The 26,442-nt window shown below is 71.4% G+C and carries 19 protein-coding genes and 1 tRNA gene; 5 read left to right on the plus strand and 15 right to left on the minus strand.

Annotation, left to right across the window (positions count from 1 at the left end; genetic code table 11):
* Nucleotides 1-103 precede the first annotated feature (103 nt).
* The 7 genes from AB0J06_RS07035 to AB0J06_RS07065 form a co-directional block, all read right to left on the minus strand.
* The gene (locus tag AB0J06_RS07035; protein ID WP_357425529.1) at nt 104-3,580 is read right to left on the minus strand and encodes a phosphodiester glycosidase family protein; all 3,477 of its coding nucleotides are present in this window, start codon (nt 3,578-3,580) and stop codon (nt 104-106) included.
* Between the two features lie 171 nt (nt 3,581-3,751).
* Nucleotides 3,752-5,299 carry a nitric oxide synthase oxygenase gene (locus tag AB0J06_RS07040; RefSeq protein WP_357425531.1) on the minus strand — a complete coding sequence of 516 codons (1,548 nt, stop codon included), beginning with the start codon at nt 5,297-5,299 and terminating at the stop codon, nt 3,752-3,754.
* Nucleotides 5,300-5,507: 208 nt separating this feature from the next.
* Nucleotides 5,508-7,475, minus strand: coding sequence for a transcription termination factor Rho (gene rho, locus AB0J06_RS07045; RefSeq protein ID WP_357425533.1), 1,968 nt, complete (start codon nt 7,473-7,475; stop codon nt 5,508-5,510).
* 291 nt (nt 7,476-7,766) lie between these two features.
* A complete protein-coding gene (gene thrB / locus AB0J06_RS07050) occupies nt 7,767-8,717 on the minus strand; it encodes a homoserine kinase (protein WP_357425535.1) in 951 nt (316 codons plus the stop codon).
* A gap of 304 nt (nt 8,718-9,021) precedes the next feature.
* Nucleotides 9,022-10,257 carry an MFS transporter gene (locus tag AB0J06_RS07055; protein WP_357425537.1) on the minus strand — a complete coding sequence of 412 codons (1,236 nt, stop codon included), beginning with the start codon at nt 10,255-10,257 and terminating at the stop codon, nt 9,022-9,024.
* A 23-nt stretch (nt 10,258-10,280) separates the two neighbouring features.
* Nucleotides 10,281-11,090: a polysaccharide deacetylase family protein gene (locus AB0J06_RS07060; protein ID WP_357425539.1), complete on the minus strand. Its 810-nt coding sequence runs from the start codon at nt 11,088-11,090 to the stop codon at nt 10,281-10,283.
* Between the two features lie 129 nt (nt 11,091-11,219).
* Nucleotides 11,220-14,456, minus strand: coding sequence for an efflux RND transporter permease subunit (locus AB0J06_RS07065; protein ID WP_357425541.1), 3,237 nt, complete (start codon nt 14,454-14,456; stop codon nt 11,220-11,222).
* 140 nt (nt 14,457-14,596) lie between these two features.
* On the opposite strand from AB0J06_RS07065, the gene AB0J06_RS07070 reads away from it, so the two are divergent.
* Nucleotides 14,597-15,046 carry a MarR family transcriptional regulator gene (locus tag AB0J06_RS07070; RefSeq protein ID WP_357425543.1) on the plus strand — a complete coding sequence of 150 codons (450 nt, stop codon included), beginning with the start codon at nt 14,597-14,599 and terminating at the stop codon, nt 15,044-15,046.
* Nucleotides 15,047-15,183: 137 nt separating this feature from the next.
* On the opposite strand, the gene thrC is transcribed toward AB0J06_RS07070, so the two are convergent.
* The 4 genes from thrC to argS all read right to left on the minus strand — a co-directional run bounded on the left by thrC (nt 15,184) and on the right by argS (nt 20,746).
* Nucleotides 15,184-16,233 (minus strand): threonine synthase, encoded by a 1,050-nt coding sequence (gene thrC / locus AB0J06_RS07075; protein ID WP_357425545.1) that lies wholly within the window; start codon nt 16,231-16,233, stop codon nt 15,184-15,186.
* Between the two features lie 155 nt (nt 16,234-16,388).
* Nucleotides 16,389-17,693: a homoserine dehydrogenase gene (locus tag AB0J06_RS07080; RefSeq protein WP_357425547.1), complete on the minus strand. Its 1,305-nt coding sequence runs from the start codon at nt 17,691-17,693 to the stop codon at nt 16,389-16,391.
* 2 nt (nt 17,694-17,695) lie between these two features.
* A complete protein-coding gene (gene lysA / locus AB0J06_RS07085) occupies nt 17,696-19,078 on the minus strand; it encodes a diaminopimelate decarboxylase (RefSeq protein WP_357425549.1) in 1,383 nt (460 codons plus the stop codon).
* A 3-nt stretch (nt 19,079-19,081) separates the two neighbouring features.
* Nucleotides 19,082-20,746 carry an arginine--tRNA ligase gene (argS, locus tag AB0J06_RS07090; protein WP_357425551.1) on the minus strand — a complete coding sequence of 555 codons (1,665 nt, stop codon included), beginning with the start codon at nt 20,744-20,746 and terminating at the stop codon, nt 19,082-19,084.
* A gap of 98 nt (nt 20,747-20,844) precedes the next feature.
* On the opposite strand from argS, the gene AB0J06_RS07095 reads away from it, so the two are divergent.
* The 4 genes from AB0J06_RS07095 (at nt 20,845) to AB0J06_RS07110 (ending at nt 23,274) form a co-directional block, all read left to right on the plus strand.
* On the plus strand, nt 20,845-21,645 hold the full coding sequence (locus tag AB0J06_RS07095; protein ID WP_357425553.1) for a DUF3105 domain-containing protein: 801 nt from the start codon (nt 20,845-20,847) through the stop codon (nt 21,643-21,645).
* A gap of 7 nt (nt 21,646-21,652) precedes the next feature.
* Nucleotides 21,653-22,309, plus strand: a complete 657-nt coding sequence (locus AB0J06_RS07100) for a DUF305 domain-containing protein (RefSeq protein WP_357425555.1) — start codon at nt 21,653-21,655, stop codon at nt 22,307-22,309.
* A 139-nt stretch (nt 22,310-22,448) separates the two neighbouring features.
* Nucleotides 22,449-23,075 carry a winged helix-turn-helix domain-containing protein gene (locus AB0J06_RS07105; protein WP_357425709.1) on the plus strand — a complete coding sequence of 209 codons (627 nt, stop codon included), beginning with the start codon at nt 22,449-22,451 and terminating at the stop codon, nt 23,073-23,075.
* 127 nt (nt 23,076-23,202) lie between these two features.
* Nucleotides 23,203-23,274: transfer RNA gene (locus tag AB0J06_RS07110), tRNA-Arg, on the plus strand.
* Between the two features lie 122 nt (nt 23,275-23,396).
* Here the strand turns inward: AB0J06_RS07110 and AB0J06_RS07115 are convergent.
* The 4 genes from AB0J06_RS07115 to AB0J06_RS07130 all read right to left on the minus strand — a co-directional run bounded on the left by AB0J06_RS07115 (nt 23,397) and on the right by AB0J06_RS07130 (nt 26,280).
* The gene (locus tag AB0J06_RS07115) at nt 23,397-24,695 is read right to left on the minus strand and encodes an RNA polymerase sigma factor (protein WP_357425557.1); all 1,299 of its coding nucleotides are present in this window, start codon (nt 24,693-24,695) and stop codon (nt 23,397-23,399) included.
* A 59-nt stretch (nt 24,696-24,754) separates the two neighbouring features.
* A complete protein-coding gene (locus tag AB0J06_RS07120) occupies nt 24,755-25,183 on the minus strand; it encodes a YciI family protein (protein ID WP_357425559.1) in 429 nt (142 codons plus the stop codon).
* A gap of 148 nt (nt 25,184-25,331) precedes the next feature.
* On the minus strand, nt 25,332-25,466 hold the full coding sequence (locus AB0J06_RS07125) for a hypothetical protein (protein ID WP_357425561.1): 135 nt from the start codon (nt 25,464-25,466) through the stop codon (nt 25,332-25,334).
* Between the two features lie 112 nt (nt 25,467-25,578).
* Nucleotides 25,579-26,280, minus strand: a complete 702-nt coding sequence (locus AB0J06_RS07130) for a TetR/AcrR family transcriptional regulator C-terminal domain-containing protein (protein ID WP_357425564.1) — start codon at nt 26,278-26,280, stop codon at nt 25,579-25,581.
* Nucleotides 26,281-26,442 lie beyond the last annotated feature (162 nt).

Consider the following 26,442-nt stretch of genomic DNA (forward strand, 5'->3'; position numbering starts at 1 on the left):
CGTGCCAGGCGCGTGCCGGCGGGCGGCGCGGGGCGCCGGCGTTTACCTGGCGCCCACCTTTGCTCTGCTTCCTCCACGGAAGCAGAGCAAAGGGGGCACCACATCACCCCGCTCGGCGCGCCGGGCGGGGTGGCGCGGCGGCCGGCGGTGCGGCAGCCGGCGGTGCGAGCGCGACGGTTGCCTCGGCCCGGACGCCGTTGACCGTCACCGCCAACACGACCGAACCGGTGGACCGCAGCGCGGTGAACCCACCGGTCTCCGGGTCGAACCACCCGACGTGCCACGGCCTCAGCCCGGCCGCGGGACCGATGTGGACGCTGGGCGAGGCGCTCCAGTCGGCGGTGACCGGTGCGGCGACGGGGACCTGACCGCCGCCGGGCTGGGTCAACGTGGCGGTCACCGGCACGCGCGATCCGCGCGGGGCACAGGGGGGTGCCGCCACGGTCAGCACGTCCACATGGGCCCGCGTCTGCGCGTGGATCCACTCCGGAGCGCTCCGCGCCGCGATCGCGCGCTTGACGGGATCGACACCGAACAGGGTCCACCCGGTGAAGCCGCCGAGCTGCGGCGCCGTCGACGGGCTCTTGCCGGAGTTGCCGTTCACGACATAGGGCACCCCGTCGACCCGCGCGGCGTGGAAGGCGCCGACGTGCCCACCGACGAAGATGGCGCCCTTCCCGGTGTCGTGCTGGAACTCCGTCAGCCACTGCTCCAGCAGCGCCGCTTCCTTCCGGTCACCGAGCTGGCTCGCCTTCGCCGGCGTGGGATCGCGGTGCGGATGGTGGTGCAGCACGACCACCGAGCCGATCGCCGCGTCCCGCGCCGCCGAATCGAGTGCGGCGCGCAGCGTCCGGATCTGCTCGAAGCCGGCGCCGCGCAGCGTGCCGGTCGAGGAGTCGAGCGTGACGAAGCGGGTGCCCTGGTGGTCGAAGACCCGCGAGGTGGGCCCGAAGACGGCCGCGAAGTTGGCGATCGGCGCGCCCATGATCTCGTGGTTGCCGGGGACGTAGTAGTAGGGCAACGTCCCGCCGAGCTCCTCGTCGAGGATCCGTCTGGCCAGCGCGAAGTCCGCCGGGTAGGCGGTGTCCACGAGATCGCCGTTGATGACCAGGAAGTCGGGACGGGCGGCCCGGATCTCGCGGAGCGTGCGGCGGGCCCGCGCGACCAGTTCGCTCTCCGGGGCGGCCGCGACGAACTGCGCGTCCGACATCACCGCGAACCGCCAGCCGGCGTCGTCGACGGTCCCGTCGCGCACCACCACCCGGTCCGTCCGGTGCTCCTCCGCCGGTTGCGGCACGCTCGGTGGCACCTTCGCCACCAGATCGTCGATCACGATCTCATTGCCGTATGCCGCCGCGCCGTTGGTCTCCGCCACGTAGAACCGCCGCACGCGCACCGGGTACTGCACCCCAGACGGCACCGCGAACTCCACGTGCTTCCAGCCCGTCCACGTCAGATAGGGGCCACGCAACACGTGCTGCTGGTCGAGCGCGTCGTGCAGGTGCAAGCTCGGCCACTCCCCCTTGCCGCTGCTGTGGATCCACATGCCGAACGCCTGCGGCTGGCCGGGCACCTCGATCCACGCCGGCGGATCGGCGTACGCGGCGCGGGTGCCGGTCGACTGGCTGAAGTCGTACGCCAGCTTCAGACCGGCGCCGGTGTGGCCCGGCGCGGGCGCGACCGAGCCGGAGGCGCGGGCCTGGCTGAACCTCCAGTTCGCCGCGTCGTCGAAGGTGGCGACCGGCACGTCCCGCAGTCCGACGGTGACCGGTACGACCGTGGTGCGCCCGGCCACCCGCACGGTGATCAGGCCACCGCCCTCCCCCGTGCGCGCCTTCACCGACAGGAAGCCGTTGCCCGCGGGGGCGACCTCCAGCAACTCCTGGTCGTAGTCGAGCCGCAGGTCCGCCGTCTCGATCGGGGCGCTGTTGCCGTCCGCGTCGGCCCCGACCACGCCGACAAGCGCGCTCGCCCCGGCCCCGGTCAGCCCGACCTTCTCCACGGTGGACTGGATCCGGGCCAGTGGCCCCAGCACGGTCAGCCGCAGGTCTCCGCGCGCGCCGCCGCGCGCCGCGGTCACCGTCGTCTCACCGGGCGCGAGCGCCCGGAAGACCCCGTCGCGACCGACCACGCCGTGTCGGGTCGGCGTCGCCCGCCAGGTCGGCGTCCCCGTCGCCGGGCCGTACGTCTCGTCATAGCCGGCCGCGGTCAGCCGCCGCGTCAGACCCGGAAAGACCCGGTCCGGGCGTCCGCCGCGCACCGGCGCGGTCCCCGGCGCGGCGGACGGGTCGGTGGCGGTCTCGACCCAGTACGCGGCGAGCCGTCCGCTCCCCTTCGGCGCGTAGATGGCCAGCCCGTTGGGGACGGGGCGCTCAGCGCCGTCCGACGGGCTGTTCTCCACCTGGACGGCCGCCGCTCCGGGTTCGCGCGCGAGCAGCGTGGACGAGCCACCGCCGTCGAGGTTGAGCGCGTTCGCCGCGCCGAGTTCGGCCATCATCCGGCCCATCTCGGCCTGCGTCACGCCACGGCTGTCGGTCTGCCGGCCGTCCACGGTGAGCAGGAACATCCGGCGCCCGTCGGCGGAGAAGCCGACGGAGGTACGGGGCGCCAGGGTGGGATCGGTGACGTTCTGCGGAACGCCGTCGCGTATCAGGACGTTCGCGCCGCCGATCGCGGCGCGCAGGGGATCGCCGGCAGACGACTTCGGCGCGTACGCGACGGTGACCGGGTCGCCGGGATTGAGCGCGGCGAGGCGGTCGGCGCCGGCCTCGCGGCCGAGCAGGATGGTGGTGCCGGCGGGAATCGGTCCGCTCCCGGCGCTGCCGGTGACCGTGGCGACGCGACCGTCGACGACCGCGACCTCCGACACCCGGCTCGCGCCGTCGACGGCACGGCTGCGTGGGTACGAGCCCCAGAGAGCGGTGAAAACCCCGACACCACCGGCCTGCACCATGTTGTTGAACTGGGTCAACGCGAGCGGTCCGGTGGGGATGGCGGCGTGGCCGTCGAAGTTCACCTCGATGATCCGGCCCAGGCCGTCCGCGCTGATCCCGGCGGCGTTGCGATGCCCGGCGACCGCCGACTGCACCAGCTCCCCACGTCGGATTCCCACGCCCTGCGCGGCGCCGGAGTTGTTGATGTCAAAGAAGTCGCCGTTGACGGCGGCGACGGCGCCGCCGCGGTCCACCGCCTTGCGCAACGGTTCCGCCTTGGCCACCTCGCCCGAGTTGACGTAGTCCACTTGCAGCGCACCGGAGAGGTCGGCGGTGAGCGCGTCGGCGCGCAGCCATCCGTTCGGATCGAAGCGGTCGAACGACGTCAGGGTGAGCCCCGGCGCGACGGGTCGGGTCCGCTTCTCGGTCTCGATGCCGGCGGCGGGCTCAACCGGGGCGGCGGCGCTCCGTGCGGCCGGTACGCGGACCGGGGCACCGGCCGCGGCGGCGTGCGGGCCGGCGGCCACGGCCTGCGTGGGCGTGGCGTAAGCGGGCACGGCGTGCGCCGGCGTGGGGGCGGTCAGCGCCAGTGGCGTCAGGAGGAGGGCGACGGCGAACCGGGCAGGGCGGGTGCGACGCGTACGCATGCCCGGTAGTCAACCCGAGCGCGCATACAAGTTTCAATAGCCGGGTGATGATGTGAAGGATAACTTCACGCATCAGCCGCCCGTTTCCGTCGCCATCCTCCGCACGTGAGCCATCCCGCCCACCGCACCCGGCAGGCGGCGTCCGACGGGAAACCGCGTCATCGCGTCGATTCAGTGGATGACCGGACAGGCCGGCCGCAACGCGGGCGCCGGCCGCGGCTCGGCCGCATCGTCCGGTGCACCTTCCGACTCCGCCACGCGAGGCGCCGGCCCGGCGGACCCCACGTCCGGATCGACCCACGGCACCGATACCGCCTCCGGCCGCGCCTCGGCCTCCGATTCCAGCGCCGACTGCGGCTCCGGTTCGACCCCGGCTAACGGTAGGGCCTCGGACCGGGGAGCGGGCGCGAACCAGGGCAGCGCAACGTATTCGGGGCGCAGCACCGCCGGTGGCCCGGCCGCGGCCCAGGCCGCGGACGCCAGCACCGGCTCGGGTCTCGCCACGGACGGCTCCACCGGCGGCGCGGCGTGGCGTCCGACGGGCCCGGCGTGTCCCGTACTGCTCAGCGTCCGCGCCTCGGCGTCGAGGTAGAAGTTCGGCCGCAGGTCCGCCTCGTGGTAGTAGCGGTGGAAGACACCGGTCGCGCCACCGGAGATGGGCGGGACGATCCAGCTCCAGTCCGCCGGCACCTGCCGTCCGGCGCGCTCCTCGTTACGGACGTGCGTCAGGAACCGCTCGGATTCCGTGTGGTGGTCGCTGATTTTCACGCCGGCCCGCTCGAAGGACCAGAGCACCGCCCGGTTGAGCTCCACCAGGGCGCGGTCCTTCCAGAGCGTGCTCGCACGGGAGGTGTCGAGGCCCATGAGGCGGGCGACCTCGGGCAGCATGTCGTAGCGGTCGGGATCGGCGAGGTTGCGGGCGCCGATCTCGGTCCCCATGTACCAGCCGTTGAACGGGGCCAGTGGATAGTGCACCCCACCGATGGTGAGCCGCATGTTGGAGATGGCCGGCACCGCGTGCCAGCGCAGGCCGAGGTCGGCGAACCACGCGAACTCGGGATGAGCCAGCGGCACCTCGAGCACCGCCCGGTCGGGCAGCTCGAAAAGGCGCAGCCCCTCGTCGGGGGTCTCGATGGCCAGCGGCAGCACATCGAACGCCTCGCGCTTGCTCTCCCACCCCAGTCGGCACATCGCCTGCGTGAACTCGATGGAGCGGGGATCCCCGGTGACGGAGTCGTCGGCGTTGCGGTAGCCGGCGTAGCGGATGAGCTGGTCGTTCCAGACCCGCGGAAAGGGCCGTCCCGGCACCGCAGGCGCGAAGAGGGAGATGACCGGTCGGATCGTGCCGGGCTCGCGGCTCGGCGCGTCGGTGCCGGCGGCCAGCTGCAGATGGTGGACGAGCGCCTCGGAGATCCCGTCGGCGGTGGTCACGTCGCGCCGGTCGAGGACGACCAGACTGCGCCAGTAGAGCCGGCCGATGCAGCGACTGGCGTTGCGCCAGGCCACTTTCGCGCCGTACGCGAGTTCGTCGGCGGTGTGCTGGTAGGTGCCCGTCTCGTCGAGCTCCGACTGAACGGCGGCGAGACGCGGCTCGACGGGACCGAGCCGTGGATTTTCGGCATGACACAGCCGCAGGAAGTCCTCGGCCTCGGCCGGATCGACCGGCGCCGCCGGGTCCCACTCCTCGATCGGCACGTCCCGATACCCGGGTACCGCCATCTGCGCTCCTCCTCAGCTGACGTTCCGCGCCACGACGTGCCAGAGCTGACGCCGGCGGCATTACCGCAAATGCTGCACGCCGTCACCGGGCAACCCAAGCGTGCATAAGCCGCAAAAGCGTGCAAACAAAATGCGAGCCCGCCGAAAAGGGGCGCGAGACGGACAGCGTGTGCGATCCGGCTCGCGCCCCTTGACAGGCCCCTGGTTTTTACTCGCCCGGGGCTGATTTCGCAATCTGCATCAGGAACTCGATGTTGGTACGGCTCTGCTTCAAGCGGTCGAGCAGCAGGTCCAGCGCCGCCTGCGAATCCAGCGAACCCATGACCTTGCGGAGCTTGTGCGTGATCGCGATCTCCTCCGGCGCGAGCAGGATCTCCTCCTTGCGCGTGCCGGACGCACTGACATCGACCGCCGGGAAGACCCGCTTGTCGGCGATCTTCCGGTCGAGCTTCAGCTCCGCGTTGCCCGTGCCCTTGAACTCCTCGAAGATGACCGTGTCCATCATGGAACCGGTCTCCACCAGCGCGGTGGCGAGGATGGTCAGCGACCCGCCGTTCTCGATGTTGCGGGCCGCGCCCAGGAAGCGCTTGGGCGGGTAGAGCGCGGTCGAGTCGATACCGCCCGACATGATCCGGCCGCTGGCCGGCGCCGCCAGGTTGTACGACCGACCGAGCCGGGTCACCGAGTCGAGCAGCACGACCACGTCGTGGCCCAGCTCGACCAGGCGCTTGGCCCGCTCGATCGCCAACTCGGCGACCGTGGTGTGGTCCTGCGGCGGACGGTCGAACGTGGCCGCGATGACCTCGCCCTTGACCGACCGTGTCATGTCGGTGACCTCTTCGGGCCGCTCATCCACGAGGACGACCATCAGGTGCACCTCGGGGTTGTTGTGGGTGATCGCGTTGGCGATCGCCTGCAACACCATGGTCTTACCGGCCTTCGGCGGCGAGACGATGAGCGCCCGCTGGCCCTTGCCGATCGGCATGACCAGGTCGATGACCCGGGTGGTCAGGATGTGCGGCTCGGTCTCCAACCGCAGGCGCTCCTGCGGGTAGAGCGGGGTCAGCTTGTAGAACTCCGGGCGGCGCTTCGCGTCCTCCGGGTCCATCCCGTTGATGGTGTCGAGCCGGACGAGCGGGTTGTACTTGTCGCGTCGCTCGCCGTCCCGGTTGGCACGCACGGCGCCGGTGACGGCGTCGCCACGGCGCAGGCCGTACTTCTTGACCTGGGACATGGAGACGTAGACGTCGTTGGAGCCGGCGAGGTAGCCGGTCGTCCGGACGAACGCGTAGTTGTCGAGCACGTCGAGGATGCCGGCCACCGGGACGAGCACGTCGTCCTCGGACACCTGCGGCTCGCGGCCGCCCTCACGACCGCCCTCGCGGCCGCCCTCGGCGCCCTCGGGCCGGTCGCCGCGACCACGGCGACGGTCACGGAAGCGACTGCGCCGGCCACGCCGGCCGCCGCCCTCACCGTCGTCATCGCCGTCGGTGTCCCGCTCGGCGCGCGGGCCCCGGTCGTTGCGGTCGCCGCGCTCGGGACGGTCGTTGCGGTCGCCCCGCTCGGGACGGTCGCCCCGCTCGGCACGCTCACCGCGCTCGGGACGGTCGTTGCGGTCGCCCCGCTCGGGACGGTCGCCCCGCTCGGCACGCTCGGGACGGTCGCCGCGCTCACGCCGCGACTCGCCACGGTCACCGCGCTCGACCCGCTCAGCGGGCCGTTCGGTGCGCTCGGCCTCGTCGGTCCGCTCCGCGGCAGCAGCAGCGGCAGCCCGGGTGCGTCGCGGCGCCCGCTGGCGCTCCTCGGTTTCGGGTGCGGCGGCAACCGCGGCGGGCTCGCCGTTGGCACGGCGGTCACCCTCGGCCCGGTCGCCCCCGGCGCGCACCTCGGCGCGTACTTCCTCGCGGGCCGGCGCGGCCGCGGCAGCGACCTCGGCCCGCGGACGCGGTGCACCGGCGGCGCTCGCGCCGCCCTGGCGCTCGGTGATCGCCGCGATCAGCTCGCCCTTGCGCATCCGGGCCGTACCGGAGATGCCGAGCGACGCGGCCAGGCTCTGCAGCTCTGGCAGCAGCATCGCCGACAGGCCGGTCCCGGTCCGCCGACGGCGGGCGGGAGCCGTGGTGGCGTCGTCAGCGACGTTGGAGACATCCGACGTCACGTCGGTGGTGTCGCTCAATGGATTCCTTCCCTCGATAGGCCGGGGCTGCCCGGATCGAAGATCTTGGTGGCCGGGCGGCCTCGGTGCACCCGCCTCGCGTGACGCGTCGCGGGAGTCTTTCGCACAGCAGCCCGCCGGTGTCCCGGCCCGCCAGATCGGCGGGAGGTCTCGGCGTCTGCGGCGATCTGTGGAGACTGCGGTTTGGCGTAGGCCTAGGCAGGGGTGACGGGCTGACCGCCGAGAGCTTCGGGGGTGCGCCGCCCCGCAGGAGATCGCGTGCTTCGCGGCTGTGCTAGGTCTAGAGCGTAATCAACTCTTCCGACCTGCGGCAACAGGGTCCCGCTCGGCGTGTCCCAGTATAGCCCCTTCAATCCTGGCCCCGGTGACATCTACTGGCAACGTTTGCGCAGCCCAGCCGATTCCCGGCGCGAAATCCGGGGGCACCGGGGTCAGCGCCAGCACGGTGGGGCCCGCCCCACTGATCACCGCAGCCACGCCGGCATCACGCAGCGCGACGACGAGCGCGGCGGTCCCGGGCATCCCGGCGGCCCGGTAGCCCTGGTGCAGCCGGTCCTCCGTCGCCGGAAGCAGCAGCGCCGGCTCGACCGTGAGCGCATGCACGAGCAGGGCGGCGCGCCCCGCGGTCAGCGCGGCGTCCGCGTGCGGCACGGTGGCCGGCAGCGCCGCCCGCGCGACAGCGGTCAAACCCCGCTCCTCCGGCACGAAGACGGTCGGCCGCACGTCGCCGGCCGGCGCGAGCGTCACCGCCCGCGCGCCCTCGTCTCCGGGCCCGGTCCACGCGATGGTGAAGCCGCCCAGCAGACACGGCGCCACATTGTCCGGGTGTCCTTCGAGCCGCGCGGCGATTTGCAGCACGCCGGCGTCATCCATCCGCTCCCCGCCGTCGACCACCAGTGCCCGCGCGAGCTGCACACCGGCGACGATCGCGGCCGACGAGGAACCGAGGCCGCGCGCCTGCGGAATCCGGTTGACGCAGGAGACGGCGAGCCCCGCGGGGCGCCCGCCGAGGGCGTCGAAGGTCGCGTGCATCGCGCGTACGACGAGGTGCCGCTCGTCGGTCGGCAGCTCTCCGGCGCCCTCACCCGTCACGTCGACGTGGCAGCCACCGGCGGTGACCCGCGCCGTGACGTCGTCGTAGAGCGCCAGCGCCAGCCCCAGCGCGTCGAAGCCGGGGCCGAGGTTGGCGCTGGTCGCCGGCGTGCGCACCCGCACCGGCCCGGCGACGAAGGAGAGACCCATTCGCACATGCTAGGCCCTGCCGATCACGACGGGCTGTCTCACGTGGACAGGTCCGCCCGATGGGACGGCGGCCGGCCCTGACCGGCCAGGACATCGAGCCTGACCGGTCAGTCCTCGTCCGGCTCCGGCGCGGCGTCGACCAGCAGGTTGGCCACCGTCTGCGCCTTGCGCTCCTCGTCGAGTTCGACGACGTGCTCGTCGCGCAACCGGTCCAGCGCGGTGGAGACGGGCGGTCAGCGGCCAGGTCCAGTGCGGGCCGGCGTCCCGGATCGTGCCGAGGTAGCGGCCGAAGAACTGGACGTTGTCAGCGCACGGGCTCGGGCACCCGGTCGGCCAGCGAGAGCCGCCGCGTGGCGATCCGCCAACCGACGGCATAGACCAGCGTGATCAGGCCGCCACCGGCCAGGACCACCCGCTCGTCGACGATGTCGACCATCGACGCCACGATGAGCTGGCTGACCGACACGGCCAGCGTCGCGATCATCATGTCGGTGGCGAACACCCTCCCCCGCAACCGGTCAGGCACCTCCCCCTGCAGCGCGTAGTTGGACATCACCCAGTTGCCGCCGCCGGCCAGGTGCGCGACGAAAACCAGCGCCAGCACCAGCGGGAACCAGGGCGCCAGCGACACCCCGACGTAGGCGAGCCCGTAGGTGGACATCGAGATCGCCAACCCGGGCAGGAGCCAGGACCGGCGGCTCAACACGGGGCGCATCAGGATCGGCCCGACCAGTGCGCCCGCGCCGCGGACCGCGAAGAGCAGTCCGGCGCCGATCGGCCCCACGCCGTAGACCGCGGCCAGCAGCGGAAAGACGGTCAGCACGCCGTTGCCGAGCCCCACCGCCGACTTCACGGTGACCAGCGCGAGGACCCGCGGCCGGTGTCCGATGTAACCGAGCGCCTCGCGGATCGCCGCCCACGTCCGCTGGGCAGGCTCGGCGGTGTCCCGGGGCGCCTGCAGCGGACGGCGGATGCGCCACGCCAGCGCCACCGCGGCGGCCAGGCTGACCGCCGCGATCCAGAAGCAGGCGTACGGGCCGAAGCCCGCGCTGAGCACGCCACCGACCGAGGCGCCGACCACCGTCATCGTGCCCCAGGCCGATCCCGCGATCGCGTTCGCCGCTGGGAGGTCCGCCGGCTCGACGACGTTGGGAAGCGCCGCCTGCGCGGCCGGGGAGTAGAACGCCTTGGCCACGGCGACCCCACCGATCGCGACGATCGCGAGCCACGCGGTCGCGCCGGTGCGGACCCCGAGCAGCAGCAGGGCGGCGACCAGCGCGGCGACGTTCGCCACCATCATGATCTTCTTACGGTCCAGCCGGTCCGCGATCGTGCCGGTGTACGGCAGCAGCAGCGCGACGATGCCGGTGTCGGCGGCGAGCACGAGCGCGCCCCAGACCCCGCTGCCGCCGGTCAGCTCGGGAAGAAGCACCAGCAACGGCACCATCAGGAACCAGTCCGCGCCGAAGACCACCAGTTCGGCGAGGAAGAGGTTGCGGAAATCGGGGTTACGGGTAAGGACCGACAGTGCAGACGCCACGTACCGGGACCTTACAACCCGACTCAGGCGCGGCTCCCCTTCGCGGCGATGAGGTCGGACACCGTGACGAACTCGTAGCCCCGCCCGCGTAGCCCTTCGATCATGTCGGGCAGCCCGCGGAGCCCGACGAGTCGGTCGGTCGGGCCGACGTCGTGAGCGAGCAGGATCGTCCCCGGACGCGTCTTGTCGACGATGTCGCGGGCCTGCCCCGCCGGATCGCCGGGAAAGTGCGACTCGCGCATCTGCAGCGACCAGAGCACCACCCGGTAGCCCAGTTCGGCCGCGGCGAGCACCGCCCCGCCGCCCACATGCCCGTACGGCGGACGCAACAGCCTCGGATGCTGGCCGGTGGCCTGCTCGATCGCGTCGTGCGCGCGGGTCAGGTCGGCGCGCGCCCGGTCCGCGTCCGTGCGCGCGAGATCCCGGTGATCCCAACTGTGGTTGGCCACCTCGTGCCGACCCATCCGGCCGCGCACCACCGAGGCGTACCGGCGCGCCCGCCGACCGACCATGAAGAACGTCGCCGGCGCCCCGAAGCGTGCCAGCGTGTCGAGGACCATCGTGGTCCACTCCGGCCGCGGCCCGTCGTCGAAGGTGAGCGCGATGAGCTTCCGATCGGTCTCCACCGCCCAGGTCACCAGCAGTTCCCCGGTGCCGGGGCGGTGCGCCTCCACCATCGCGGCTCCCGCCGCGCCACCCCGGACCGGCAGTTTACGGTCGGTCACCTCGGCCGCCTCGGCGAAGGCCGCGGCACCGAGGCCCGCGCCGGCCGCCACGAGGCCCGCCCGGCGCAGCACCGCGCGCCGCGTCGCTCTGACTCCCTCATCCCCCATGGTCTGCTCCCGTTCTCTTCGGGGCATCCCAGACATCTGTTTCCCAAGAGACGCCCTTCATGCTGATGAACAGCATGAAGGGCGGCTCAATGACGGACCAGGATCGTATTGATCCGATTTATTCAGGTATCAGCCGTGGGTCGGCGGGATGGGAGATTTCGTGCTCCGCGGCAGCCGCAGCACCTCGAACTGGTCCGTCCCCTCCGCCAGCGCCGGGGCGGGCACCACCGGCCGCTCGGCAACCTCCACCGGCGCCACGTCGGGCTCCGGCGCGCCATCCGCGGCGGCCGCCCCGGTCACGTCGGGCCGGGGCGCGTCGCCCCGGCGCCGCCGCAGACGCTCCTTGGTGTGCTCCACCATCGTGTAGAGCGTCGGGACCAGCACCAGGGTCAGCAGCGTGGAGCTGATGAGACCGCCGATCACCACGATGGCGAGCGGCTGCGAGATGAAGCCACCCTCACCGGTGAGGCCCAACGCCATCGGCAGGAGCGCGAAGATCGTCGCGATCGCGGTCATCAGGATCGGACGCAACCGCCGTCGGCCACCCTCGATGACCGCCTCGCGTACGCCCATGCCCCCGGCCCGGTACTGGTTCACGAGGTCCATCAGCACGATCGCGTTGGTCACCACGATGCCGACGAGCATCAGGACGCCGATCAGCGCCGGCACGCCCAACGGCGTACCGGTGGCGAGCAGCAGCCCGATGGCGCCGGTCGCGGCGAACGGGATGGAGACGAGCAGGAGCAGCGGCTGAAGCAGGCTGCGGAAGGTGGCCACCATGATCACGAAGACGATCGCGATCGCGGCGAGCACCGCCAGCCCGAGGTCCGCGAACGCTTCGGCCTGGTCGGCGCTGACGCCACCGACGGTGTACGTGGCACCGGCCGGCAACGTCAGCTTGTCGAGCCGTTCGGTGAGGGCCGCCGTGGTGCTGCCCAGGTTGGAGCCGGTCGCCGTGCCACTGACCGTGACGCTGCGCTGGCCGTCGATCCGGGTCACCTGGACGGGACCCTTCACCTCGGTGACCTCCGCGACGTCGCCGAGCTTCACCGGCCCGATCGGGAGGGCGACCAGCTCGTCCACCGTGGCCGGTGCGCTGCCGCCGCCGAGCATCACCTTCTGCTGCTCCCCGTCGAGCGTCACCTGCCCGAGCGGGGCGCCACGGAAGGACTGCGCCACGAGCTGCCCGATCGCCGCTTCGGAGAGTCCGACCCGGGCCGCCGCGTCGCGCTTGACCGTCACCTGGATCCGCGGCGCGCTCTCCGCCAGGCTGCTCTTCACCTCGGTGACGTCGGGCGTGCCCTCCATCGCCCGACGTACCTGCTCCTCAGCACGGGCCAGCACTTCGGCGTCGGCTGCCTGGACGATCACCTGGAGCTCGTTGGCCGACGCCCCGCCGGGGCCGCCGCCACCGCCACCGACGGTGAGCTCGCCGGCGCCGAGTCCCTTGAACTCCTCGCGCAGCCGGTCCTGGAACTTCGCGCTGTCCACGTCGGCGTCGAGGGCGACCGAGAACTCGGCGGACGTGGCGGAGCCACCACCGAATCCGAAGATGCCTCCCCCACCGATCGTCACCTGGTAGGACTTCACGCCCTCGGTGCGCTTCAGCACTGCCTCGACCTTCTTCGCCGCGGCGTCGGTCGCCGGCAGGCTCGTGCCCGCCGGCAGCTTCTGACGGACGCTGAGCGTGTCCTGGCCCGAGTCGTCGATGAAGTTGGTCTCCAGCCGGGTCGAGAGCGCGAACGTGCCGAGCAGCACGACGAGGCCGATCGCGACCGTCGCCCAGCGGCGGGTGGTGGCGAAGTTGATCACAGGCAGATACGCCCGCTGCAGCGGACTGCGCAGCTCCTTCTCCTCCGCCGCGCGCCGCACCGCTTCGTCGTCCTCACCGCTCACCGGCTTGAGGAACCAGTACGCGAGGACCGGAATGATGGTCAGCGACACCAGCAGCGAGGCGAGCAGCGCCACCGTCACGGTGATCGCGAACGGCGCGAAGAGCTGCCCCACGAAACCACCGACGAGCGCGATCGGGGCGAACACGGCGACCGTCGTCAGGGTCGAGGCGGTCACCGCGCCGGAGACCTCGCGTACGCCGTCGAGGATCGCCTTGCGCTTGGCCTCTCCGTACGCCAGATGCCGTTTGATGTTTTCCAGCACGACGATGGAGTCATCGACCACCCGACCGACGGCGATGGTCAGCGCGCCGAGGGTGAGCAGGTTGAGCGAGTAGTCGCCGACCCAGAGCGCGATCAGCGCGACCAGGACCGAGAGCGGGATGGAGACCGCGGTGACCAGTGTGGAGCGCACCGACAGCAGGAACACCAGGATCACCACGACGGCCATCAGCAGGCCGAGCAGCCCTTCGGTCGTGAGGCTGTCGATCGACTTCTCGACGAACGGCGCCTGATCGAAGATCACGGTGAGCTCGGCGCCCGAGGCGGCGCCGAGGGCGCCCAGCCGGTCGCGGATCTCGTGCGAGATGGCGACGGCGTTGCCGTCCGGGGTCGCGGTGACCGAGATGCCGAGGCTGTTGGCGCCGTTCGTGCGGGTGAACGACGTCGGGTCGGCGAGCCGCTGCTCGACCGTCGCGATGTCGCCGAGCTCCACCGGCGCCCCCGGCCCGGTGGGGCTGAGGTAGATCGCGCGCAGCTCCTCCACGGACCCGATCCGGGTGCCGACCTGCACGGTCAGCGTCTCATCCCCTTGGGTGAGGGCCCCCGCGGGGATCGCTACGCCGTTGGCCTGCAGGGCCGCCCCGATCGCGGTGGGCGCGATCCGGGCGGCAGCGAGCTTGACCAGGTCCGGAATGATCATCACGATCCGGTCACGTGCCCCGGTCACCTCGGCGGCGCGGACGCCGTCGATGCTCTCGATCTCGGGGATGACCGTCTTCGCCAGCTTGTCCGCCAGCTCGCGCTCGTCGCCGCCACCGCCGGACGCCGCGAGGACGATGGCCGGCAGGTCGTCGGTGCTGCCGGCGAAGACGACGGGGTCCACGCTCGCCGGGAGCTGCGCGTCGATGCGGTTGAGCGCCGTCTGCAGCTTGTTGACCGCGTCGTCGAGGTCGGTGCCGAACTCGAACTCCACCTGGACGGTGGCGAAGCCCTCGCTGGAGGTCGACGTCACCTTACTGAGGCCCGGAAGCCCCTGGATGCTGTTCTCGATCGGCTCGGCGACCTGCGCCTCGACGATCTCCGACGCGGCGCCGGGATAGCCGGCGGAGATGAACGCGGCCGGAAACTCCAGCGACGGCAGCAGCTGTTGTTTCAGCGACGGGACGGCGAACGCCCCGAACGCGGTGATCACCACCGCCACGAGAGCGACGAGACCCCGGTTGGCGAGGCTGAGTCTGGCGAGCAAGGACATGAGCGGGGTCACTCCTGGCTAGTAGGTTAGCGCGGCGCAAACAGTTTGCCCGAAGCGAACAATTAGGCTGACGCGGGGGCCGCTGATAGCGTCCGGCGATCAGAACGTCGGTTGCGGCGACGGTGAGACGGGGAGACGTGATGACCGACCGCGAGCGACTGATCGAGCAGATCATGTCGGCGCAGCGGCGGATGCAGGTTCTCTTCGCCTACGACCGCTCCGACCCGCTCTTCGCCGCCAACCTGACCGTGCCGCAACTGAAGACGCTGCTCCTGCTCTTTCTGCGCGGAAGCGCTTCCGGGCAGGATCTCGGCCGGCTGCTCGGGGTCAGCCTGGCCACCGTCACGGGGATCGTCGACCGCCTCGTCGCCCAGCAGCTGGTGAGCCGCCGCGAGGATCCCCGCGACCGGCGGGTGCGGCTCGTCGAGCTGACCGGCGAGGGTCAGCGGTTGATGGAAGGCATCATCACGGCGGGAACGGAGCGGCAACGCCGACTGCTCGATCGCCTCAACGAGGCGGACCTCCGTACGGTCGAGCGCGCACTGACCATCATGATCGACGCCGCATCGACAGACCCCACCACCCCATAACCCCCCGCCCCGCCCCGCCGCCCCCGCCCGCCGCCCCTGCACGGTCGATCAAGGACGTATTCGCACGACTTGATCTCTATCCGTGTGAATACGCCCTTGATCGACATGAAAGTCCTTGATCGACGGGCACTGCGACGTCAGGCGAGATCCAGCGCGCGGGCGGCCGCCAGCACATCGTTCCTGATGGTGGTCGGTGCCGGGGCGGTGGAGATCGCCCACTCGGGATCCTTCAGACCGTGACCCGTCACGGTGCAGACCACGGTCGATCCGTGCGGCACCATGCCCGCGTCGGCCTGCTGCAGCAGCCCGGCCACGCTCGCCGCGCTCGCCAACTCGACGAAGACCCCGACCTCACGGGCGAGCAGGCGGTAGGCCGCGAGGATCTCCCGATCGGTCACCGCGGCGATCAATCCACCGGACGCGTCGCGCGCGTCTAGCGCCTTGGTCCAGCTCGCCGGGTTGCCGATCCGGATCGCGGTGGCGATCGTCGACGGCTCGCGTACGGCGGCGCCGTTCACGATCGGGGCGGCGCCGGCCGCTTGGAAGCCGTACATCCTGGGCGTTCTGGTGGCGTTGCCGGCGGCGACGTCCTCCTGGTAGCCCATCCAGTAGGCGGTGATGTTGCCGGCGTTGCCGACCGGCAGGCAGTGGATGTCCGGCGCGTCGCCGAGCGCCTCCACGATCTCGAACGCGCCCGTCTTCTGACCGTGCAGCCGGTCGATGTTGACGGAGTTGACCAGCGCGACGGGGTAGTCCTGGGAAAGCTTGGAGGCGAGCGCGAGGCAGTCGTCGAAGTTGCCGTTGACCTGCAGCAGTTTCGCGCCGTGGACGAGCGCCTGGGCAAGCTTGCCCAGCGCGATCTTGCCCTGCGGCACGAGCACCGCGCAGGTGAGGCCGGCGCGGGCCGCGTAGGCCGCCGCCGAGGCACTGGTATTGCCGGTCGAGGCGCAGATGATCGCCTTGTTGCCGGCCTCGACGGCCTTCGAGACCGCCAGGGTCATGCCACGGTCCTTGAACGACCCGGTGGGGTTGGCGCCCTCGACCTTGAGGTAGACGTCGCAGCCCAGTCGCGAGGAGAGCACCGGCGCGGGCAGGAGCGGTGTGTTCCCCTCGTGCAGGGTCACCACCGGCGTCGCGTCAGTGACGGGCAGCCGGTCCCGGTACGCCTCGATCAGACCTCGCCACATGCCGCTCTCCTCACCTGTCGCTTCACCGTCCGCGACCGCGGACCGATCCACCCGTCCCGCCTGACCAGCATCCATCGGCGCGGCCATGCGTACCCCCGAATAACCATCTGGCGGGACGTGATCCGCGCCTCAACCAGCCGGAACGGCGCCGGACCCTACTGGCCGCCCTCGACGCGGAGCACGCTGGCGATGGAGCGGACGATGTCCAGGCCGCGCAGCTCCTCGACCGTTGCGGCGAGTGCCGCCTCCGGCGCGCCGTGCGTGACGACGACCAGGATGGCGTCGTCCGCGCGACCCGACTGACGGACCGTCGCGATCGACACGTCGTGCTTGGCGAAGACCCCGGCCACAGTCGCCAGGACGCCGGCGCGGTCGGCCACGTCGAGGCTGATGTGGTAGCGGGTGGGAGCCTCCCCCATCGACCGGATCGGCAGGTGGGCGTAGGCCGACTCGCTCGCCGCACGCACCCCGGCGAGGCGGTTGCGGGCCACCGCCACGATGTCGCCCATCACCGCGCTGGCGGTCGGCGCGCCACCGGCGCCCCGGCCGTAGAACATGAGCTGCCCGGCGGCGGCCGCCTCGACGAAGACCGCGTTGAACGCGTCGCCGACGCTGGCGAGCGGGTGGGTGCGCGGGATCATCGCCGGGTGCACGCGGACGCTCACCGACTCCACGCCGGCCCGGTCCGGGCCGCGCTCGGCGATACAGAGCAGCTTGATCGTGCAGCCCATCGCCTTGGCGCTCGCCACATCCGCGGCGGTCACCTCGGTGATGCCCTCCCGGTAGACGTCGGCGGCGCCGACCCGGGTGTGGAAGGCGAGCGACGCCAGGATAGCCGCCTTGGCCGCCGCGTCGAAGCCCTCGATGTCGGCGGTCGGGTCGGCTTCGGCGTACCCGAGCTCGGTCGCCTCGTCGAGCGCCTCGGTGAACCCGGCCCCGGTGGCGTCCATCGCGGAGAGGATGAAGTTGGTGGTGCCGTTGACGATGCCGGTGACCCGGGTGATCGTGTCGCCGTGCAGCGATTCGCGCAGCGGACGCAGCAGCGGGATCGCGCCCGCCACGGACGCCTCGTAGTAGAGGTCGGCGCCACCCTCGGCGGCCGCGTCGTGCAGCGCCGCCCCGTCCTCCGCGAGCAGCGCCTTGTTCGCGGTCACCGCGCTCTTGCCGGCACGCAGCGCCTCGACCAGCCAGGTGCGCGCCGGCTCGATGCCGCCGACCACCTCGACCACGATGTCGACGTCGTCGCGCTTGACCAGGCCGAGCGGGTCGGTGGTGAACAGCGCCGGATCCACCGGCAGCGGCCCGCGGTCGCGGCCGAGTCGGCGTACGGCGATGCCGGCGAGTTCGATCGGTGCCCCGATCCGGGCGGCCAGATCGTCGGCCTGCTCGTGCAGCAGCCGGACGACCTCGGCACCGACCGTTCCGCAGCCCAGCAACGCCAGGCGGACCGGGTTAACCATGCTCACCCCACATCGAGTGCCAGTAGATCGTCTTCGGTCTCCCGCCGGACGATCACCCGTGCCTGGCCGTCGCGGACCGCGACGACCGGCGGACGCGGCACGTGGTTGTAGTTGCTCGCCATGCTCCGGCAGTACGCACCCGTGCCCGGCACTGCGAGAAGATCTCCGGGCTGCACGTCGGCGGGGAGAAATTCATCCTTCACCACCACATCCCCGGACTCACAATGCTTTCCCACCACGCGGGCGAGGATGGGCCCGGCGACCGAGGCGCGGGAGGCGAGCGTCGCCGAATAGGACGCGTCGTAGAGCGCCGTGCGGATGTTGTCGCTCATCCCACCGTCGACGCTGACGTAGGTGCGGATGCCGTCGACGTCCTTGACCGTGCCGACCTCGTAGAGGGTGAACACGGCCGGGCCGACGATCGCCCGCCCCGGCTCGATCGACAGCCGCGGCACGGCGAGATCGTGCAGCTCACACTCACTGTCGACGATCTTGTTCAGCCGCTTCGCGAGGTCGTACGGGGAGGCCGGGTCGTCCTGGGTGGTGTAGGCGATCCCGAAGCCGCCGCCCAGGTCCAGCTCGGGCAACTCCACACCGCGGGCGTCGCGGATCTGCGCCTGCAGGTCGAGCACCCGCCGCGCCGAGACCTCGAAGCCGCTCGTGTCGAAGATCTGCGAGCCGATGTGCGAGTGCAGGCCACGCAGGTCCAGCACGTCCTCGTCGATGATCCGCATGGCGGCCTCGAACGCGGCGCCGCCGGCGAGCGAGAAACCGAACTTCTGGTCCTCGTGGGCGGTGGCGATGAACTCGTGGGTGTGCGCCTCGACGCCGACGGTGACCCGGACCAGCACCTTCGGCCGTACGCCGCGCTCGCGCGCCAGCGCGCTCAACCGCTCGATCTCGGCGAAGGAGTCGACGATGATCCGGCCGAGCCCCGCGTCGAGCGCACGCGCCAGCTCGCCGGTCGACTTGTTGTTGCCGTGGAAGCCGATCCGCTCGGGCGGCATCCCGGCGCTGAGCGCCACCGCCAGCTCGCCACCGGTGCAGATGTCGAGATGCAGCCCCTCCTCCGCGATGACCCGTACGACGGCGCGGCAGAGGAACGCCTTGCCGGCGTAGTAGACGTCGTGGTCGGGGAAGGCCGCCCGGAACTCGCGGCAGCGGGTGCGCAGGTCGTCCTCGTCGAGCACGTACGCCGGCGTACCGAACTCTTCGGCCAGCTCGCGGACGCCGAGGCCGCCCACGGCGACGGCGCCGTCGGCGGACCGTGTGACGGTGCGCGGCCACAGGTGCGGCACGAGCGCGTTGACGTCCTGCGGCGGTCGCAGCCAGGCCGGTCGCGTGCCGATGTCGCCGTGCAGCGCGCCGGCTTCATGCGCTCGCATGTGCTACATCCTCTCCGGGGCCGAGACGCCGAGCAGCTCCAACCCGTTGGCGATCACCGTGCGGGTGGCGTCGTTGAGCCAGAGCCGCGCCCGGTGGAGATCGGTGATCTCTTCGTCCCCATGCGGAAGTATGCGGCAGTTGTCGTAAAAGCGGTGGTAGGACCCGGCCAGGTCTTCCAGATACCGGGCCACCCGGTGCGGCTCGCGCAGCTCGGCCGCCGAGGCGAGCACCGCCGGATAGTCGCCGAGCGCCTTGAGAAGGTCGTTCTCCTTCTCGTGCGCCAGCAGCTCCGGGCGGAACGCCGCCGCGTCACCGCGGGCGAGCCCCACCTCCGCCGCGTTGCGGCCCACGCTCGCCGTGCGGGCCGCGACGTACTGCACGTAATAGACCGGGTTGTCCCGGCTCGCCCGGGTCCACAGCTCCACGTCGATGTCGATCGGCGAGTCGCTGGAGTAGCGGGCGAGCGCGTAGCGGGCGGCGTCGACGCCGATCGCGTCGACCAGGTCCTCCAGCGTCACGACGGTGCCGGCCCGCTTGCTCATCCGCATGGGCTGCCCCTCGCGGACCAGGTTGACCATCTGCCCGATCAGGATCTCCAGGGTCTTGTCCGGGTCGTCACCGAAGCACGCGGCCATCGCCCGGAGCCGGCCGATGTAGCCGTGGTGATCGGCGCCGAGCATGATCACGACCCGGTCGAAGCCCCGCTCGCGCTTGTCGAGGTAGTAGGCGCAGTCGGCGGCGAAGTAGGTCCACTCGCCGTTGGACTTGCGCAGCACCCGGTCCTTGTCGTCACCGAAGTCGGTGCTGCGCAGCCAGATCGCGCCCTCGGACTCGAAGATGCGGCCCTGCTCGCGCAGCCGGTCGAGCGCCAGGTCGAGCTCGCCCCGGTCGTGCAGGTCCTTCTCGTTGAAGTAGGTGTCGAAGCGCACCCCGAAGTCGGCGAGCGAGTTCTTGATCTCGTCGAACATCAGCGCGACGCCCTCGACCCGGAAGACCTCCTGGGCGGCGGCCTCGTCGAGCTGCAGCACGTCGGGACGCTTGGCCACGACCGCGCCGGCGATGTCGGCGATGTACGCCCCGCCGTAGCCGTCCTCCGGCGCCGGCTCCCCCTTCGCCGCCGCGAGCAGCGAGCGGGCGAACCGGTCGATCTGCGAGCCGGCGTCGTTGAAGTAGTACTCCGTGCCGACCTCGGCGCCGGTCGCCCGCAGCAGCCGGGAGAGCGCGTCGCCGACCGCCGCCCACCGCACGCCACCGATGTGCACCGGGCCGGTCGGGTTCGCCGAGACGAACTCAAGATTGATCTTCTGGCCGGCGAACACCTCGCTGTGGCCGTACGCCTTGCCGGCCTCGACCACGGCGCGGGCGAGCTGGCCCGCGGCGGCCGGGTCGAGCCGGATGTTGAGGAAGCCGGGGCCGGCGATCTCGACGGACTTGATGCCGGGTATCCGGGTCAGCTGGTCGGCCAGGCCGGTGGCGAGCTCGCGCGGCGGCAGCCCCACCTTCTTGGCCAGTTGCAGGGCGACCGTCGACGCGTAGTCGCCGTGCTCCGGGTTGCGGGGTCGCTCCACCGCGGTCGTCTCCGGCAGCGCTGATTGATCGAGCCCACGCTCCTGGAACACGGCATGAGCGGCGGCGAGTACGGCCTCGGCGAGCTTGGCGGGAGTCACCGAAACATGTTACCGGGGGTAGACTCGGTCACTCGGCGGAGACCCTGCGCGTTGACGTGACCCGCCACCCCCGTGACCGACCGACCTGACGAGGCACCATGAGCATCAGCACCCCGGGCGGCGACCAGCGCCGTCCGTCCGTGGTCAGCACCGGCAAGAAGCCGGCGGCTGGCGCGAAGCCCGCGGCTGCCAAGCCCACGTCGGGCGCCAAGCCCGGAAGCGGCCGGCCCGGTGGCGGCAAGGGCCCGCGCAAGCCGATCACCCCGGTCAAGGTCAGCCAGGGGCGCAACTGGGGACCGATCGCGCTCTTCGTCGCGGTCGGCGTCCTCGCCGCCAGCATCATCGGTTACGGCGCGTGGGCGGCGTTCCAGGGCTCCAAGTCGTGGGAGGAGCGCGCCGCGGCCATCTCCGGGATCGAGAACTTCCGCAAGAAGGATCCGCAGCTGGTCCAGGGCGGAAACCACCAGAAGGGCCCGGTCAAGTACACCGTCGCTCCCCCGGTCGCCGGCCCGCACAACGACAGCTGGCAGAACTGCATGGGCGACGTCTACGACGCGCCCGTGGCCAGTGAGCACGCGGTGCACAGCCTGGAGCACGGCGCGGTGTGGATCACCTACCGCCCGGACCTGCCGAAGGACCAGGTGGAGAAGCTGGCCGACAAGGTCAGTGGCAAGGAAAAGATGATGCTGAGCCCGTACGAGGGGCTCGACAAGGCGATCTCGCTGCAGGCCTGGGGCTACCAGCTCAAGGTGGACAACGCCGACGACAGCCGGATCGACGAGTTCGTCAAGGCGCTGCGCGTCAACGCCTCCGTCGAGGGCCCGACGGCCACCTGCGCCCAGGGCATCACCGCCACCGGCACGGCGCCCCGCGACCTCCAGCCGCAGCAGCAACAGTAAGGACTTCATGGCCATCTCGGTGCAGACCGACGTGTCCCACGACGACGCCCCACGCGCCCCGCGCGTGGGGCGTCGCTACGGCACGCTCGCCCTGGCGCTCGCGATCGTCGTCGGCCTGCTCCTGGGATACGCCGGCGGCCTGCTCACGCCCCGCCTCACCCGCCCCGGCGACACCTCGGTCGAGGCCGGCTTCGCTCGCGACATGACGTCACACCACGCGCAGGCGGTGGAGATGGGGCTCATCGCCTTCCGCTCATCGAGCGACCCGAGCGTGCGCCAGGTCGCCGTGGACATCGCCACGGGCCAGCAGGGTGAGATCGGCACGATGCAGGGCTGGCTGCGCTCATGGGACCTGAGCCCGAACGGCTCCGAACCCCCCATGGCGTGGATGCCGGATGGCGCCGCGTCGGTGAAGAACGGACTGATGCCGGGGATGGCGACGCCGGAGCAACTGGCCCGGCTCCGTGCGGCCCAGGGGCGGGACCTCGACGTCCTCTTTCTCGACCTGATGATCAAGCATCATCTCGGCGGCATTCACATGGTTGACGAGATCATGGATCGCAGCACCGAGCCGCAGGTCGTGGAGACCGCAACCCGGATGAAGAACACCCAGCAGAACGAGCTCACCAACATGAATCAGCTCCGCGACCGCCTGAAGTCCTAATTTGCGTGGTTGTGCACTGTCAGTAGCCCGGCGGCCGCATAGCGCCACCGCGCCCGATCTCGGTCGTTGTGTCGGCGTGGGGGCTGTTCTGAGTGCTACGCGACAGCGGTCGGTGACGAGTTGGTGCCGGCGGCACACGATCGGCGGTGATGGTGGGCTGGCCGCCCGCCATCGCGAAACAGGGACCGGCGAGCCGGAGCCGCTCAGCCGCGAGCAGGAACTGGATCTGATCGACGTCCTGCGCGGCCGGTGGCCGGAGGAGTTCGGACTCGGCGATGAGCTGTGGAGCCGACACGGTGTGGCCGCGCTCGTCCACCGGCTCTACGGCCTCACGGTGAGCCCGAGCGAGGTCGGTCGTTACCTCCGCGCCTGGGGGCTCTGGGCGCGGGAGCCGACGGAGCGCGCCTGCGCGCTCTGCGCGAGCGCGGTGTCCCGGTGGATGGAGACCGACTACCCGGCGATCGCGCGGAGCGCGCAGGAGCACCGCGCCGAGCTGTTCTGGGTCGGCCGGACGCGACTGCACGGGGTGAGTCCCGCCGCCGACGTGCTCTCCGCCATCTCCACCCGCCGTCGAATGCGATTCATGATCATGACGCCGTCGGTGGACCCGCCGCTCCCCCGCGACTTCCTGCTCCGCCTCTCCGGCTCGGACGGCCGCACCGCGCACGTCGTGGTGGACGGCTCCTGGGCCCGGCGGGACCTGCCACGCCGGATCCCCCGGCAGATCGTGCTTCACCCGCTGCCGAGTTGCGCACGCGGTGGGTGAGCCGGCGGACGCCCCGGCGCCCGCGGGCTGATCGGGGCGCGGGGTCGATGGGCCGGAGGTGCGGCAACACCACCGATACCGATTCGGCCCCGCGCCTGGACGCCTGATACTCTTCATCGGTCGCTGAGCCCCCGTAGCTCAGGGGATAGAGCACCGCCCTCCGGAGGCGGTGGCGCAGGTTCGAATCCTGCCGGGGGCACCGAGGACACAGGCACGGTCGTCAAGATCACGAACACTGGTGATCGCGGCGACCGTTTCGCTTTCCGTCGATCCTGATGCCGCCGTGCGCACGTCCGCCGAGCGCAGCACCGGCACTCCCCGTCACCGGTGCGGCGACGGCGCCGATCCGCCCGGACAGGCGGCGGCGCGATCGAGGAGCAGCGTGCGCTCGCGTCCGTTCCGGGTGAGCGACGCCGCACGCTCGAACTCCTCGCGCGCCTCGTCATAGCGGCCGAGCTTCGCCAGCAGATCGCCGCGCACGCTCGGCAGGAGATGGTAGGTCTTGAGCGACGGCTCCGCGGTGAGCACGTCGACGAGTTCGAGGCCCGCGGCTGGACCGAACGCCATCGCGAGCGCCACCGCGCGGTTGAGCTCCACGACGGGTGACGGCGCGCGTTCCGAGAGCGCCGCATAGAGCGCGGCGATCCGCGACCAGTCCGTCTCCTCCGGAGTGCGCGCCCGCGCGTGACACGCGGCGATCGCCGCCTGCGTCGCGTACGGGCCGAGGCCCTCGCCGCGCGCCACGGTGAGTGCCTCGGCGCGTTCGAGCGCTGCGAGCCCGCGGCGGATGAGGAGCTGGTCCCAGCGTGCGCGGTCCTGGTCGAGCAGCAGGACCGGCTCTCCCGACGGGCCGACGCGCGCCCCCGACCGCGACGCCTGGATCTCCATCAGTCCGACCAGGCCGTGCACCTCGGGCTCGTGCGGCATGAGCCCGGCGAGTACGCGGCCGAGCCGCAGCGCCTCTTCGCAGAGCGCCGGCCGCATCCAGTCGTCGCCGGCGGTCGCCGAGTAGCCCTCGTTGAACACGAGGTAGATGACCCCGAGCACGGACGACAGGCGCTCGGCCAACTCGGGCCGCTGCGGGACCTCGAACGGGACACGCGCCTCGGCGAGGGTCCGCTTGGCCCGGACGATCCGCTGGGCGATGGTCGACTCCGCGACCAGGAACGCCCGGGCGATCTCCTCGGTCTTCAGCCCGCCCAGCAAGCGCAGCGTGAGTGCGACGCGCGCCTCGGTGGAGAGGACCGGATGGCAGGCGGTGAACACGAGACGCAGCAGGTCGTCTTCGATGTCGCCCTCAAGCGCCGCGCTGAGCTCCGGCGCCGGCGCCTGCTGATCGATCTCCAGCTCATGACCGAGCTCCACCAGCTTGCGGTCGAACCGCTGCTTACGGCGCAGCTGATCGATCGCCCGGCGCTTGGCGACGGCCATGAGCCAGGCGCCCGGATTATCCGGGACGCCCGACTCCGGCCACTGCTCCAGCGCGGCGACGAGAGCGTCCTGCGCCAGATCCTCGGCAAGCCCCACATCGCGTACCTGCCGGGCGAGTCCGGCGATCAGCCTGGCCGACTCGATCCGCCAGATTGCGTCGATCACGCGATGGGTCTCGGAAGCCGCCACGACAACCGATCACAGCAGCTTCCCCCGCGACACCGCAAGACCGACGCGCGCCCGCCCGACTATCCGTGCTGTGCCGCCGTCTGCGCGCGCAGCCGCTCCTCCTGCTCCCGCAGCTCGGGCGTGAACTCGTCACCGAAGTCGTCGGCCTCGAAAACCTGGCGGATCTCGATCTCCTCCGCCTCGTTCGGGTCCCTGGGGATCCGCTTGACCCACTCGATCGCTTCTTCCTTCGACTTCACCTGGATCAGCCAGAAGCCGGCGAGCAGTTCCTTCGTCTCGGTGAACGGCCCGTCGATCACGGTGGTCTTTGCGCCCTCGAACCGGACGCGCGCGCCCTTGGCGCTCGGGTGCAGCCCCTCCCCCGCGAGCAGCACGCCGGCCTTGACCAGCTCCTCGTTGTACTTCCCCATCGCGGTGAGCAGCTCCTCGCTGGGCATGACCCCGGCCTCGGAGTCCTGGTTGGCCTTGATCAGAACCATGAACCGCATCGTGGTGTCTCCTTCTGTGTCGGCTTCGCAGCCGGATCGTCGGACTGTGTCGGCCGGCTCAACCCGGCCTCTATCTACGCGTCGAACGGGAACCGGCCGGATCGACACGGCGGGCAGAGATTTTTTTGGGCGCTCGCGAGGGCACTGCTCAACACCGGCGGGACGGCTCGGCGACCGGCGCGGTGAGGTCGTCGACCCGTCGGGTGGTGAGCCCAGGGCCAGTCTGCACCGGGAAACGCTCGCGCACCCGGTATTCGTACCCGCCGATCATCACGGCGGTCACCTACCGGCACCATCTCCAGCGCGCGATGCGGACGTCTCCGTCCACATACCGTCGATCGTTCCGGATGGCAACCGGCGTGACGGGCGGCTCATCCGAACGGGAGTGAGCCCTGTTACGGGTTGACGCGGTTGGCGGCGCGCGCGGCGAGCCCGTCGACGAGCAGCGCGAGCCCGAAGGCGAACCGTTCCTCGACCGCCGGGTTCCAGATGTGCCGGCCCAGCGCGGCGGCTCCCGGGTAACGCGCCGGGTCGAGGGCGTCGAAGCGGGCGTGCACCTCGGCCAGGGCCTCCGGGTCGAACGCGCGGGTGACGTTACGCCCGTCGAACGCCCAGGTCGCCTCGAAGCCGATCACGTAGTGGACGAGCGTGAACCACGCGTGCCCGGCCTCCTCTTCGGAGAGTCCGGCGCGCAGCAGCGCCCGCGCCCACGCGTCCAGGGTCCGGGTCGAGTTCTCGCCCAGCGGGTCGTGCGTCTTGAGCAGGCCCGCCAGGCCGGAGTGCGCGTGCAGCGCGGCGCGGAACCGGTGGGCGAGCTCGGTGAGCTGGTCGCGCCACGACAGGTCCGGGTCGATGTCGGTGTCGAAGTCGCCGAGTACCCGTTCGAGCAGGGCTTCGAGAAGCGCGTCCTTACCGGGCACGTGTTTGTAGAGGGCGCTCTGGGCGACCCCGAGGCGGGTGGCGAGGGCCCGCATCTGCAGCCCGTCTGCGCCATCGGCGTCAACGAGCTGAAGGGCCGCGTCGACGATGCGCGCCATGGTGAGCCCGGCGATGCGGGGTGGCGCCGATCGGGGCTGCCGGGTGCCGGGCTGTCGCACCGCGGGAGCACCGTGTAATGGTGCCGTCACGGCGCGGAGTCGGTTAGGCGACAATTGCACCTCCTTGACGGTGAACCCCGCTCACCATACTGTGCGCAAGCTTGGTGAACGTGGTTCTGCGAACTCCCCCGCGGACAGCGACTCACAGGATAACCAAAGAAA

The organism is Micromonospora sp. NPDC049679 (genome assembly GCF_040659735.1).
Classification (GTDB): Bacteria; Actinomycetota; Actinomycetes; order Mycobacteriales; family Micromonosporaceae; genus Micromonospora_I.